This window comes from Varunaivibrio sulfuroxidans, from assembly GCF_029318635.1.
Classification (GTDB): domain Bacteria; phylum Pseudomonadota; class Alphaproteobacteria; order Rhodospirillales; family Magnetovibrionaceae; genus Varunaivibrio; species Varunaivibrio sulfuroxidans.
Genome location: NZ_CP119676.1, coordinates 1,325,246 through 1,338,109 on the forward strand (window position 1 = coordinate 1,325,246; position 12,864 = coordinate 1,338,109).

The 12,864-nt window shown below is 60.0% G+C and carries 15 protein-coding genes, 1 tRNA gene and 1 pseudogene; 10 read left to right on the forward strand and 7 right to left on the reverse strand.

Features of this window, described 5'->3' with window-relative positions; translation table 11 throughout:
• Together P3M64_RS06195 and P3M64_RS06200 are read right to left on the reverse strand one after the other, a co-directional pair.
• Nucleotides 1-594, reverse strand: coding sequence for a hypothetical protein (locus tag P3M64_RS06195; RefSeq protein ID WP_207893135.1), 594 nt, complete (start codon nucleotides 592-594; stop codon nucleotides 1-3).
• A gap of 109 nt (nucleotides 595-703) precedes the next feature.
• Nucleotides 704-889: a hypothetical protein gene (locus P3M64_RS06200; protein ID WP_132938722.1), complete on the reverse strand. Its 186-nt coding sequence runs from the start codon at nucleotides 887-889 to the stop codon at nucleotides 704-706.
• Between the two features lie 17 nt (nucleotides 890-906).
• Here P3M64_RS06200 and P3M64_RS06205 point away from each other — a divergent pair, with 17 nt between their 5' ends.
• The 3 genes from P3M64_RS06205 to P3M64_RS06215 all read left to right on the forward strand — a co-directional run bounded on the left by P3M64_RS06205 (nucleotide 907) and on the right by P3M64_RS06215 (nucleotide 3,043).
• Nucleotides 907-1,197 carry a hypothetical protein gene (locus P3M64_RS06205; protein ID WP_132938721.1) on the forward strand — a complete coding sequence of 97 codons (291 nt, stop codon included), beginning with the start codon at nucleotides 907-909 and terminating at the stop codon, nucleotides 1,195-1,197.
• Nucleotides 1,194-1,352 (forward strand): M20 family metallo-hydrolase, encoded by a 159-nt coding sequence (locus P3M64_RS06210; protein ID WP_165886278.1) that lies wholly within the window; start codon nucleotides 1,194-1,196, stop codon nucleotides 1,350-1,352. Before P3M64_RS06205 ends, P3M64_RS06210 begins: the two co-directional genes overlap by 4 nt.
• 278 nt (nucleotides 1,353-1,630) lie before the next feature.
• Nucleotides 1,631-3,043: a hypothetical protein gene (locus P3M64_RS06215; RefSeq protein ID WP_132938720.1), complete on the forward strand. Its 1,413-nt coding sequence runs from the start codon at nucleotides 1,631-1,633 to the stop codon at nucleotides 3,041-3,043.
• Here the strand turns inward: P3M64_RS06215 and P3M64_RS06220 are convergent.
• The 3 genes from P3M64_RS06220 to P3M64_RS06230 are packed head-to-tail and all read right to left on the reverse strand — an operon-like array spanning nucleotide 2,995 to nucleotide 5,074.
• Nucleotides 2,995-3,687 (reverse strand): class I SAM-dependent methyltransferase, encoded by a 693-nt coding sequence (locus P3M64_RS06220; RefSeq protein WP_165886277.1) that lies wholly within the window; start codon nucleotides 3,685-3,687, stop codon nucleotides 2,995-2,997. The two genes, P3M64_RS06215 and P3M64_RS06220, sit on opposite strands and share 49 nt — an antisense overlap.
• A 28-nt stretch (nucleotides 3,688-3,715) precedes the next feature.
• The gene (locus tag P3M64_RS06225; RefSeq protein ID WP_132938718.1) at nucleotides 3,716-4,111 is read right to left on the reverse strand and encodes a GtrA family protein; all 396 of its coding nucleotides are present in this window, start codon (nucleotides 4,109-4,111) and stop codon (nucleotides 3,716-3,718) included.
• Entirely contained in the window at nucleotides 4,112-5,074 is a 963-nt protein-coding gene (locus P3M64_RS06230) for a glycosyltransferase (protein ID WP_132938717.1), read from the reverse strand.
• Nucleotides 5,075-5,472: 398 nt separating this feature from the next.
• Here P3M64_RS06230 and P3M64_RS06235 point away from each other — a divergent pair, with 398 nt between their 5' ends.
• The 4 genes and pseudogenes from P3M64_RS06235 (at nucleotide 5,473) to P3M64_RS06245 (ending at nucleotide 7,840) form a co-directional block, all read left to right on the forward strand.
• On the forward strand, nucleotides 5,473-6,615 hold the full coding sequence (locus P3M64_RS06235) for a DNA cytosine methyltransferase (RefSeq protein WP_132938716.1): 1,143 nt from the start codon (nucleotides 5,473-5,475) through the stop codon (nucleotides 6,613-6,615).
• A gap of 75 nt (nucleotides 6,616-6,690) precedes the next feature.
• Nucleotides 6,691-6,936 (forward strand): annotated as a pseudogene (locus tag P3M64_RS14415) (GIY-YIG nuclease family protein); the annotation flags it as partial.
• A 15-nt stretch (nucleotides 6,937-6,951) separates the two neighbouring features.
• Complete coding sequence (locus P3M64_RS06240) at nucleotides 6,952-7,449, forward strand: hypothetical protein (RefSeq protein WP_243644745.1); 498 nt, start codon at nucleotides 6,952-6,954, stop codon at nucleotides 7,447-7,449.
• A gap of 49 nt (nucleotides 7,450-7,498) precedes the next feature.
• Nucleotides 7,499-7,840 (forward strand): very short patch repair endonuclease, encoded by a 342-nt coding sequence (locus tag P3M64_RS06245; protein WP_243644760.1) that lies wholly within the window; start codon nucleotides 7,499-7,501, stop codon nucleotides 7,838-7,840.
• A gap of 96 nt (nucleotides 7,841-7,936) precedes the next feature.
• Here the strand turns inward: P3M64_RS06245 and P3M64_RS06250 are convergent.
• Nucleotides 7,937-8,010, reverse strand: a tRNA-Gln gene (locus tag P3M64_RS06250).
• A 334-nt stretch (nucleotides 8,011-8,344) separates the two neighbouring features.
• Between P3M64_RS06250 and P3M64_RS06255 the strand changes: the two genes are divergently transcribed.
• Nucleotides 8,345-9,397 carry a Ppx/GppA phosphatase family protein gene (locus tag P3M64_RS06255; protein ID WP_243644744.1) on the forward strand — a complete coding sequence of 351 codons (1,053 nt, stop codon included), beginning with the start codon at nucleotides 8,345-8,347 and terminating at the stop codon, nucleotides 9,395-9,397.
• A gap of 10 nt (nucleotides 9,398-9,407) precedes the next feature.
• The gene (locus P3M64_RS06260) at nucleotides 9,408-10,157 is read left to right on the forward strand and encodes an RlmE family RNA methyltransferase (RefSeq protein ID WP_132938715.1); all 750 of its coding nucleotides are present in this window, start codon (nucleotides 9,408-9,410) and stop codon (nucleotides 10,155-10,157) included.
• A 22-nt stretch (nucleotides 10,158-10,179) separates the two neighbouring features.
• Here the strand turns inward: P3M64_RS06260 and P3M64_RS06265 are convergent, their stop codons facing one another.
• Nucleotides 10,180-11,001, reverse strand: a complete 822-nt coding sequence (locus tag P3M64_RS06265; RefSeq protein ID WP_207893133.1) for an FKBP-type peptidyl-prolyl cis-trans isomerase — start codon at nucleotides 10,999-11,001, stop codon at nucleotides 10,180-10,182.
• Nucleotides 11,002-11,311: 310 nt separating this feature from the next.
• Between P3M64_RS06265 and guaB the strand changes: the two genes are divergently transcribed.
• On the forward strand, nucleotides 11,312-12,787 hold the full coding sequence (gene guaB / locus P3M64_RS06270) for an IMP dehydrogenase (protein ID WP_132938714.1): 1,476 nt from the start codon (nucleotides 11,312-11,314) through the stop codon (nucleotides 12,785-12,787).
• Nucleotides 12,788-12,864: the final 77 nt, after the last annotated feature.

Consider the following 12,864-nt stretch of genomic DNA (forward strand, 5'->3'; position numbering starts at 1 on the left):
TCAAGGCCACCGAAACGATGAAGACATCAAACGCCACTGATCGACGTTATCCGCCCCGAACGGCGCGTATAAGGTAAGCGTCGCCAGCTTGCCGCTCTTGAAAAAGAGAAAGCGCTCATTTTCCAGGCGAATTTGTTTGCCGGTGACAAGGTTAGGTTCGGAATTCGAACTGTAAACGATGCGCACGGCGTTTCCCGCGGGCAAGTGAACCACACGCACGGCGGCCACCTTAACCGCCCGTGCCTCTTTTTTCAGGCGGGGAACCATTATCTCGTTCGCCTCTTTGAGACTTAGCGGATGGGCGGCCGGTTGGACACTCAAGACGACGCCGTCGAATTTATCGACAAAGCTTGCCCCATCGGGCGCGTCGCTGCGCGCCCATCCCTCGGGGACGCGAAGGCGGGCCCCGCCGGGGGCGGTATAGTCGATGAAGACTTGGCTATCGGGGATATCTCCCGGGGGGTTTTTCTCCGCGGCGATCGCCTTTTCCACGGTCTGGGCGGCGAATGCGGGAGAAATTGTCGCCATCGGCAACGCCGTCAGGGCGAACAGGGCGGCGGCAAGGCGTATACGACGATCGGACAGCATGCGCATGATCCTTCCTTCAGGTGGGGAGTGCCGGGAATACCCGGACGGTTTCCACATGATGGATGAGTGCGCTTAACGCACGCATGTCTGCGCGATTACAATTCGGTAACCCGCCTTAAAAATCCTCGGCGCGGAAAAAACGGTTTTCGATCACCGCCTCGCGCTCGACCATCAGGCGTTCGGCCTCGCACATGTGCTCGGACATCACCAAACGGGCGCGGTCGGGATCGCCGACGCGTAGCGCATCCAGCAATTCGATCTGGTAATTGCGCCCGCGCCGACGCAATTCCGGTTGCGGCATTTCGTAAATCCGCCGGCATGATCGACGCCGCGCCGGGGGCGATTAACGTGATCCCCGGCGCGGAGGTCTTCTCTCTCGACGTGCGCGCCCCGGCGGCGGCGCGCAGCAAGGCCATCAAGGCGATCACCGACGCCATCCACGGCATCGCCCGAAAGCGCGGCGTCGCCGTGCGCATCGAAACGGTGTATGCCGCCGAGGGCTGCGACCTCAGCCCCAAGATCATGGACGCCTTGGAGAATGCGATCGCGGCCCACGGCCTTCGCCCCCATCGCCTGCCCAGCGCGCGGGCCATGACGCCATGGCGATGATCGACCCTTGCGAAACCGGCATGTTGTTCGTGCGCTGCAAGGACGGCGTCAGCCACCGCCCCGATGAAAGCATCAGCGCGGTGGACGCCGCCGCCGCCATCGACGTGATCGGCACGTTCATCGAAACCTTCGACGCCGCCGCGTTTCGCCGCTAGTGGATCGACTCCGACGTTTCGCTCCCGCGAACCATCGGGCCGACCACTATCTATCTTTTTGTTGCAGTTTGATTTCTTCACACATTTGTGTCCAATTGCATCGGACTCAAATGTTAAACTCAAACCACTAGGGTCGCGTCCACGCCTCTTTTTATCCCCCAACAAAAGCCCCTTTCCAAGCCGCCCCGCACAATACTATTGTGAAGGCGGATTTTTCCAACCCAGCGCAAGCGAAAAGGCGACGGGCTTTTTATGCGCATCCACAGCCCAGCGGTCCCATGCCCACAGCAAAAACCTTCCTCAAAACCGCCCTGTTTATCGCCCTTTTCGTCACGGTGGCGCTGCGCGTCTTTTTGCCCAATACAGCGGTATCCCCGGATTCTCATCGCTATATCGCCATGGGCCTAAACGTCGCCGAGTACGGTACGCTGTCGAGCCGGGGCTATGCGCCGAACACGCCGCCCAAACCCGGTTTCGGCGCGGGCGGGGCGCTAACCGCCTTCGAAATCGCCGCCGCCAGCCTTATCGACAAGACGACCCACGACAGCCTGGCGTGCATCGCGACCCACCCCGACGCTTCATCCTGCGCGGTCGATATTCCCGCCCTGAAGGTCTTCTACACGTTGGAAATTTTCATTTTTCACGTCGCGGTGTTTTTTATTGCCCGCCTGGTTTTCGCTAACGACATCAAGGCGGCATTGGCGGTGCTGCTGTCCCTGGCGTTCAAGGACACCAGGGCCTACGCCAATACAATTTTATCCGAGCCCGCCTACATGATGACGGCGGCGCTGTTCGTGCTTCTATGGCTTTACGCCTGGGTGCGCCCCGAGCGCCTAAAAGCCTGGCTGTGGTGCGGCGCGGCGCTGGGGCTGACCGTTTTGGTGAAACCGGCCTGGGCGGCGCTACTGCCGGGTCTCGGCGTATTGGCGGGGGTTTCCCTGCTGCGGCCCGCCGCGCGGCGGGCCCGCGCCGTCCGTCCGGCGGCGGTCTTCGTTTTCGGGGCCGTCCTCGTCCTCGCCCCGCTGTTCGTGCGCAACGTGATCCAACTGAACCATTGGGGTCTGAGCGATCCCTCCTATCTTGGGATTTCGCTCGCCCATCGGGCCGCTTACAACGCCATGACCTGGGCCGAATGGGCCCGGGGGTGGCTATTTTATCTGCCCGATTTCGGCGACAAGGCGGCCCGCGCCCTATTCGGCCACGCCGGGGTGGATCGGCTCGCCTGGGGTCCGGACAGCTATTATGTATACGGGCGCGATATCCTGCACCATCACGCCGTCATGGCCAGTTCGCCCGAGGGCGCGGGCGGCTATTTGCTGCGCCATAATTTCTTCAACGCCCCGTTCAAAAGCGCGGCGGTGACCGCCCTTCTGGCGTGGCGGGGCGTCTTCGTCGGCAACCTGATGGGGCTGGTGGGGCTGGTGCTGGCGGGGCCGGTGCTTTATTTCTCGAACGCCCGCGTTCGTCGGCGCATCTTGCTGATCGCCCTCCCCTTGACCTTGATGGTCAGCGTGCATGCCCTGGTATCGGTCAGCATCCACCGCTACAACCTCGCCCTCGTCATCCCCTACGCCCTGATCATGGCGCAGTTCTTATACGCCCTCTTATCCGCCCTGGGGCGGGCGTTCGGCGGGACGCTCCCTCAGCGCTTGACCGCCACGGCGGCGACGTTCTTGCCGAAAAAAGGATGAGCGATCGCGTCGAGCGCCCGGCTTAGAGGGAAAATCAGCCGGTCATAGAGCACCAGCCCCCCGGGATTGATCGCCCCGTCGGCATTGCCCAACATTTTAAAGGCGAGGGTGGCGAAAAAGCCGAGGCTGTCGGCATACCCCGCCCACTGCACGGAAAATCCGGCGCCCTGCAAAAGGTCTTTCAGGCCCGCCTTGGTGTAGCGGCGGAAATGGCCGACCTTGCTGTCCATCGACGAATATAGGATTTGCAGCGCGGGCACATAGATCAGGCAGCGCCCACCGGGTTTCAGCACCCGCAGCAGCTCGCGCACCGCCGCGCCGTCGTCTTCGATGTGTTCGAGGACGTTGAGGGAATACACGAAATCATAGCGCCCGTCGGCAATGTCGGCGATATCGGCGAAGGCGGCGTGACCGTCCCCGACGAGCCTTTCGCGCAGCGCCGGATCGGGCTCGACGCACGCCACCGTGCGCGACGCCGCGCCGAGGGCGCGGGCGAACGTTCCGGCCCCGGCGCCGAAGTCCAAAAGCGTCCCTTGCCGGGGGGCGAAGCGATTGACCAAGGCCACCAGATACGCGTTATAACGCCGGGCGTTTTTCATCACCTCGAGATTATCGACGCCGGAGTAGGTCCAATTCGAGGGCATGTTCTGTCCTTTTAGGGTGAGATTTACCCTAGGAAACGGGTTGGCGAAAAACGAAAAAACGGGACGCGCCATAGGTAAACCCCAACGCCGGAACCGCAGCCACCGCCAAGGCCATGATGGGATAGGCCGCCAACGGTTCGCTCAAGCGCACGGCGAGGGCGAACACACCCAGGTTGATCAGCGCGCCGATCACCTGAACCGCGACATAAGGCCCATAGCGCCGGCGCGGCGCGATAACGCCACCGCGCCCAAAAGTCCAATGGCGGTTCAACATCCAGGTCGCGCTGACCGCCGCCGGGAAACTGACCGCGCGCGCCGCCATCGGGGACCACGACCAAAACCCATGCAGCGCCGACATGATGCCGCCGTCGATCACGAAACCGACGCCGCCGACGACAATGTACATCACCAAGGAAGAGGACATTTACGCACCGTCTCCCTTGACGGGTGCCTCTTGCTTCAGTTCATAGGGCGAACGATGCGACAGATACATCAGACGTTTGTTGACCGTCGAGGCATAGGTGATGCTGTCCAGAATAATCCCGGTGACGAAACTGATCGCGCTCAAGATCATCAGGCTGGCGGCGGCGACGGTGCTGGGGATGCGCGGGACGGTATGCGTTTGCAGAAAATAGACGATGACCGGCGCCCCGATCAACAAGGACAGCCCGGCCAAAACGCCGCCGATCGCCGCGAACATCGCCATCGGGCGGACGTGCTTCATCAACTTGACCATCGTCAGCAAGATGCGCCAACCGTCGCGATAGGTCTTCAACTTGCTCACCGTGCCCGCCGCCCGATCAAAATAGACCGTCGGCACTTCCCGGCACGGAATGCCCATTTGGATGGCGTGCACGCTCAGTTCGGTTTCGATCTCGAAGCCGCACGACAGCGCCGGGAAAGTCTTCACGAAGCGGCGGGAAAAAACCCGGTAGCCGGAGAAAATATCGGTGAATTTTTCCCCGAACAAAAACCTCAGCACCGCGTTGAATAGGATGTTCCCCCACTGATGGCCACGCCGGTAGGCGTCCTTGCTTTCGGTATGGCGCGTCGCGACGACCATGTCGAGATGGTTATCGAACATCGTCCGCACCAATTGCGCTGCGCGGGTGTGGTCATAGGTGCCGTCGCCGTCGGCCATGATGTAAACGTCGGCCTCGATCTCGCAAAAGGCCCGGCGCACGGCGTTGCCTTTGCCCTTCAAGGCCTCGTGCAGCACGATCGCCCCCGCCCGGCGCGCGACATCCGCCGTCTCGTCGGTCGAATTGTTGTCGATGACATAAACCGTGGCGCCCGGCAGCACTGTCTTGAAATCGCACACCACGTTCGCGATCACGGCGGCCTCGTTAAAACACGGCAGAACGACCGCGATTTTCTTGTTTTCCAATACCCTTATACCCCGTCGTCTCTTGCCATTAAAGGATCCAGCCCCAACCCCGCTGTCCTCGCGTATATGACATGATCGACGGGTCTGGCGCAACAGCGAGGTCACCGATGGAGCATGCCTGAATATATCGAGATGGTCGACAAGGTGGGCAAGCACGCCAACAACGAAATGGCATCATTACACCGAGTTCGAACGGTGGCGAAAAGTGGAATAGCCTAGGCATCCAACGAATTAAAAGCGCTTCATGATAAGAGTGAACAGCTAGGTAACCTATTATTCACGTTAGTCACGATATCGTGTATGAAATTGGTATAAAGGATGGACACGATTTGATTGATATGTCACCTTGACGAACAAGAACAAAACTAGAACATACATCGAAGGCCAGGAGAGATATTGTGCGAGGATTTTATGAATTTTTCGCAGGTGGCGGCATGGCGCGTGCGGGCCTCGGCGCCAATTGGAACTGCATGTTTGCGAACGATTTCGACCCTAAGAAAGCGTCGACCTACTCGGCTAACTGGGGCGGCGATCCTCTCTTGGTCGCCGACGTCGCCGACGTCACGTCCGATCAACTTCCCGGCCACGCTGATTTGACGTGGGCTTCCTTCCCTTGCCAAGACCTGTCTTTGGCGGGTGATTATGTAGGTCTCGACGGAAAACGGAGCGGTACGTTTTGGCCGTTTTGGCATCTTATGAAGAACCTTATGGCGGAGGGTCGTGGACCGCGTGCAATCGTTCTGGAAAACGTCAACGGCGCCATCACGAGCAATCAAGGTGAAGATTTCAGGGCGATCGCTTCGGCGCTGTCCGGCGCCAAATATAACTTTGGCGCCATCGTCATAGACGCCCGACATTGGGTCCCACAAAGCCGCCCGAGATTATTCTTTGTCGGTTTTCGTAGCGATATTCATATTCCTACCGAATTCAGCGGCGTAGCTACCGACACATGGCATCCGGAATCTCTAGTGGACGCTACGAGCGAAATGTCTCAAGCGTGCAAAAAGCATTGGATGTGGTGGAATTTGCCGATCCCACCCGACCGCAAAGAACACCTGATTGACCTGATAGAAGACAAACCCACCGGCTGCGATTGGCACTCTCCGAAAGAAACGAAATACCTCGTCTCTTTGATGGCTCCGCACAACCGTCAAAAGCTTAATGATGCGATCGCGACGACAAAGGCCAACAAATCACGAATGGTCGGGGGGGTCTACCGCCGCACCCGAAACGGACAACAAAGGGCGGAGATCAGATTCGATAATATTGCGGGTTGCCTCCGGACACCTTCCGGCGGATCGTCACGCCAAACGATCATACACGTCGAGAATGGCGCCGTTCGTAGCCGCCTTCTATCTCCCCGTGAGGCTGCCCGCTTGATGGGGCTTTCGGACAATTACATCCTGCCTAAAAACTACAACGAGGCTTACCACATCTGCGGCGACGGCGTAGCCGTGCCGGCTGTGCGACATCTGATCCAAAATTTGATCGAACCGGTTCTGGACGCCTCCGATCGGATCATGTTGGCTGCGGCAGAATAGACCAGCTCGACAATACTTCATGCATATGATCCACTGGTTCTCACATTTATTGTGGCGTATTGTGGAGTTGGTATCGTGTCAAGGAAACACGTTTCGTACTCGGTAAAAACACCCCCCTTTGAAACTAAGGAACTAAGACGGAAACTCACTGAGTTTCTGGACGAACCGTTCTCTGACCCTGAGACTGGCGTCGCCAGAAAGGTCGGTGACTTTAAATGGGGCGTCTACGCCTTTTACGACTATGAGGGGGAACCCATCTATGTCGGGCAGACGAACGAAAAGCTGAGAGTCCGCATTAGACGCCATCTAACGAACCAACGTACGGACGCCGTCGCCATGTCGGTATTGGACCCTTTCGAAGTACTTGAGATTGAAGTATGGCCGTTGCCTCAGTTCGAGAATGTTTCCTGCAAGGGGAGAAAATCCGAAGAATGCACCGCCGCGAGGGCTCATCTGAACGCTCTCGAACGACTTATTTATGAAAGCTCGCTTTCTGAAAGCCTATTTAAGGCAATACTGAATGAAAAAGACCCGCCCACCGCTGTTGTGGACGTCAGCATACCTCCTTCGCTCCGTATGAGTATTGTGAGTAAAGAGGTTCATGGCCTAAGGTCTCATCCCGACACGCGTATCGCTAGACGAGCGTTGACGATGAGCAAACTCTCGCAAGTGATCTCAGAACGTAAAGTTCAAGGCGGCCTTCGCAGGGTGCTGTTGACGCAAGCGACCCGTCTTCAATGGCTGGCGGAACGAAGATATACGGCACTGGGCGGCGCCGACACGGTAGAAGTTGAAAATGGCCCCGAAAATGGGAACAACGAAGACCGACCCTGACCGGTCACGCATTATGCGGGCGGTGAAGTCGTCCGATACGGGGCCGGAAATGACTGTTCGGCGCCTTATATATTCTCTCGGCTATCGTTACAGACTTCACCGAAAAGACCTCCCCGGCACGCCCGACTTAGTCTTCCCCGGACGCAGGGCGGTGATATTCGTGCATGGCTGCTTCTGGCATGGGCACGACTGTAAGCGCGGCGCCAGAACACCCAAGTCGAACACGGGTTACTGGAAAGTAAAGATCGCCCGGAATGTGGAACGAGACGCCAAGACCATCGACGACCTCGAGCGGAACGCTTGGCGAGTGCTCGTTGTTTGGGAATGCGAATTGAAAGACGCCGGGACACTTCACGACAAGCTCGATGCATTCCTTACGTCTCGTCCTTAAAACTCGCGGCCCCGCCTATGTGTTCTACCGTTGCTCGGCGAATAGTGACGTAAGTGCAATAAGAACCCGCAACATCTTGACATACCGTCACTTTTTTGGCTGGGGGACCTGGACTCGAACCAGGACTAGCGGAGTCAGAGTCCGCGGTTCTACCATTAAACTATCCCCCACCGGGATATGCCGACCGAGACAAAGGAAGTTTCCCTCCCGGAGGCAATGGCGCGACGCTGTCGGGCGGCGTTGGTGCGTCACTGTATAAAACGCCGCCGCGATCTTGTCGAGGGCTATCTATCACATCATCGGCGACGTGGGTAGCCCGTTCCGGGGCTTTTTTTCTTTCTTTTTTTCTTCCGTTTTTCGAACCAAAAAACGCCGCAGAACCCTTCTAGGAAGATTGAAAGTGGTATATCCTGGCGCTCAAGCGTCGGGGATTCGCGCGCACCTGAACGGGCGCGCCCCGGATGAAAAACCAAAAAACCAAAAAGAAAGGCTCTGACCTTCGTCGTGCACACGCCCTATACCCGCCGTAGACGACGCCCTTTCAAAGGAACTTTCGCGACGCCGCCCCGCGGGGAGGGGGGACGGACCTACGCGGCGATCGACCTGGGCACCAACAATTGCCGGATGTTGATCGCCAAGGCCAAGGGCGGCGGGTTCACGGTCGTCGATTCTTTTTCCCGAATCGTGCGTCTGGGCGAAGGGGTGTCGGCGTCCGGTCGTTTGGCCCCCGACGCCATCGCGCGCACCATCGACGCCTTGAAGGTGTGCGCCGGAAAAATCAGCACCTGGAAAGTTCGCCGCTTACGCAATGTCGCCACCGAGGCGTGTCGGCGCGCGGAAAACGCGGCGGATTTTTACGATCAGGTCGAAGCCCGCACCGGCTTGAAGCTGGAAACCATCTCCGCCCAGGAGGAAGCCGGCCTGACCCTGGCGGGCTGCCGCCCCTTGTTCGCATCCACCGCGCGTCACGCCCTGGTGTTCGATATCGGCGGAGGAAGCACGGAAATCGCGTGGGTCGCCCTCGACCCTGGCGAAGCCCCACGAACCATCGAGGTCATATCGCTGCCCTACGGCGTGGTCACCGCCGCCGAGGAATTTCGCCACATGCCCGCCCCCGAGGCCGCCTTCGACGCCATCGTCGCGCGAATCGACAGCCAGCTCGACGCTTTCGAACGCCGCCACCGGATCGCGCGCGTCATCGACGACGACACGTTTCAAATGCTTGGGACATCGGGCACGGTGACCACCCTGGGGGGTATCCATCTGGGCCTTCGGCGCTATGACCGCAAAAAAGTGGATGGCCTGTCCCTGCCCCTTGAGGCCATCGTCGATATTTCCGGGCGCATTCTGGCGATGAGCGCCGCGGAACGCGCCAACCATCCTTGTATCGGCCGGCAGCGTGGCGACCTGATGATCCCCGGTTGCGCCATCCTTGGGGCGATCAGCCGACGATGGCCCGCCCCCAAATTATCCATCGCCGATCGCGGTATTCGCGAAGGGCTTCTTCTCGCCATGATCCACCGCGATCGCCCGCCACTTATGGGCGGTATATCCTGAAAGTCGCGCTATGAGCAAAAAACCTTCCCAAGGAAGAAAATCCGCCGGCGGTTCCGCGGCGCAAAGCGGCGGGGCCGGACGCGATATCACCCACCGGGTGAAAAGCGCGAAGGGACGCAAGACGTCGTCCACCCGCTGGCTGCAACGCCAATTGAACGACCCCTACGTGCACGAGGCGAAACGCCGGGGCTATCGCTCGCGCGCCGCGTTCAAGTTGATCGAATTGGACGACCGGTTTAAATTTCTAAAACCGGGAAGCCGCGTCCTCGACCTGGGCGCGGCCCCGGGCGGTTGGACCCAGGTTGCGATCGAAAGGATCAAACCCTCCCCGTCCGGATACGGCGGCGGCAAGGTCGTCGCCATCGACATTCAGGAAATGGACCCGCTGCCCGGGGCCGACTGCCTGCATATGGATTTTATGGACGACGACGCCCCGGAACGCCTGAAAACCGCCCTCGGTGGGGCCGCCGACGTCGTTATGAGCGACATGGCCGCCCCCGCCACCGGCCATCCCGGGACCGATCACCTGCGCATCATGGCGCTGTGCGAGACCGCCCTCGATTTCGCCCTGCAGGTGCTCGCCCCGGAGGGAGTTTTCCTGGCCAAGGTATTCCAGGGGGGAAGCGAGCAAACGCTGCTCGCCCAATTGAAGAAAGACTTTAAAACCGTCAAGCACGCCAAGCCCCCGGCGAGCCGTTCGGGCTCGGCGGAGATGTACGTGATCGCCCTGGGCTTTCGCGGGATAGCTCCGGAAAAATAGCCCCCCCGCGTTTGGATCGGCCTTATTTCGATGGCGCGGCGGTTTTCGATGGCGCGGCGGCTTGCGCGGGCGCGGCGATTTTCGGCGGCGTGACGGGGTCGCCGTGCTTGATCCAATCGGCGATGCCATGCTCGACGTTATAAATCTTGGTGTACCCCAGCTGCGTGCTCAGGGCGTCGGCCAGCAAGCGGGAACGATGCCCGCTTCGACAAATCAAAATCACCTCGTCCCCGGCGCCCGCCACCTTGGCGAAACTTTCGCGGAAATGCGGGTTGAAGCCTTTCGGGGTAAACGATTCGATCAATTTGCTGCCCTTGATCACGCCGGTCTCTTTCCATTCCGGCGCGGTGCGCACGTCAACCACGGGAACCCCGCGCGCGATCAACTTTTTCAACGTGTCGGCGTCGATATTGGTATAGGCGGGAGGTTTCACGCCAAGCAATTCGACTTCGAACTTCAGTGTCGCGTCCGGCGGGATCGCCCCCGGAACGCCACGCGCGCCGTAGGCCAGATCGGGAGGAATAATCAGTTCGCGCTTGCCCCCGACCTTCATTCCCGCAACACCTTGATCCCATCCGGGAATGACCTGTCCGCCCCCCAGGGCGAAGGTAAACGGCCGTCCACGGTCGTGACTGGAATCAAATTTCGTGCCGTCCATCAGCCACCCGGTATAATGCACGGTGACCTGGGTGCCCGGCTTGGCCTCGGCGCCCGTGCCGACAACGACGTCTTTCATGATCATCTTTCCCGGCGCGCCCGCATGGGCGTTTGGGAAAGACACGGATACGGCAAACATCAACGGCGTCAGCACCGTCAGGAACAAACGCAGGAAACGGGGCTTCATCTGGACAAACATCCTTTAAATACAATGGAGATAGAGGCTTTTTTGTAAAAAACAGCCCCCGCAGGTTAGCCGATCGGCGCGCCCCTGCATAGGGCGCAGTGCACGGCGATCACGGGATAACCACGGCCGCCAACCACGCCAGGGTGGAGGAAAAGACGGCTTGACCGTGCGCCCCGTGCGCCACCATGCGCCACCATGCGCCCACCGCATGGCTCTTTATCGACGAACATGGCCGCGAGACCCTCATTGCCGCTTGGCAACGAGAGCATTCTATGTAACATAGCGTGCCAACTCAACAAATGGAGGCGGCATGAATATCACCGAGGCGCTAACTTTTGACGATGTGCTCTTGGTCCCCGCCGAGTCAAATGTACTCCCGGCGCAGGCATCCACGAAAACCCATCTGACGCGATCGATCGAACTGGGCATCCCCTTGATTTCGGCGGCCATGGACACGGTCACCGAAAGCGGTTTGGCGATCGCCATGGCCCAGTCGGGCGGCATCGGCGTCATTCACAAGAATTTGACGTTCGAGCAGCAGGCGGCCGAGGTTCTCAAGGTCAAGAAATTCGAATCGGGCATGGTCATCGACCCCCTTACCATCAGCCCGAACGCGACCCTGGCCGACGCCCTGGCGATCAAGGAAAGCCATAATATTTCCGGCATTCCCGTGGTTGAGGACGGCTCGCACCGCCTGGTCGGCATCCTGACCAACCGCGACATCCGCTTCGCCCACGACCCCAAGCAAAAAGTCAGCGAACTGATGACCGCGCACCGCGAGGGCGCACCCTTGGTCACCGTCAAGGACGGCGTCGGCGCGAACGAAGCAAAGCGCCTTCTCCATCAGCACAGGATCGAAAAACTGCTGGTGGTGGACAACGATTTTCGCTGCGTCGGCCTGATCACGGTGAAGGATATCGAAAAGGCGCAACGCCACCCCAACGCCTGCAAGGACGGACAAGGCCGCCTGCGCGTCGCCGCCGCGACCGGCGTCGGCCCCGACGGACTGGAACGCGCCAAGGCGCTGATCGGCGCCGGCGCCGACTTGATCGTCATCGACACCGCCCACGGCCATTCGCGCGGCGTCATCGACGCCGTCGGCGCGGTAAAAAAATATTCCAACGCGACCCAGGTGATGGCCGGAAATATCGCCACCCCCGACGCCGCCAAGGCGCTGATCGACGCCGGCGCGGACGTGGTCAAGGTCGGCATCGGGCCGGGCACCATCTGCACCACGCGCATGGTCGCCGGGGTCGGCATGCCGCAACTGTCGGCAATCATGGAAACCGCCGAAGTCTGCGTGAAGGAGAACATTCCCCTGGTCGCCGACGGCGGCATCAAATATTCCGGCGACATCGCCAAGGCGATCGCGGCGGGGGCGAGTTGCGTGATGATCGGATCGCTGTTCGCCGGCACTGATGAAAGTCCGGGCGAGGTTTTCCTCTATCAAGGGCGGTCGTACAAATCATACCGCGGCATGGGTTCGCTGGGAGCGATGGCGCGCGGTTCCGCCGACCGCTACTTCCAATCCGAGGTTTCCGACAATCTCAAACTGGTTCCCGAGGGGATCGAGGGCCGGGTTCCCTACAAGGGCCCGATCAGCACGATCATCCACCAACTGGTCGGCGGGTTGCGCTCGTCGATGGGCTATACCGGCTGCGCCACCGTCGCCGATATGCAGACCAAGTGCGCCTTCCGGCGTATTTCCAGCGCCGGGTTGCGCGAAAGCCACGTGCACGATGTCACCATCACCCGCGAAGCACCCAATTATCGCAGTGACAGCTAACGCGCCCCGAAGGCGGCGGTCGCCATCCTCCGCCTTCCCCTGGCCCGCCCGCCCGGCACGTTACGGGACGCAAGATA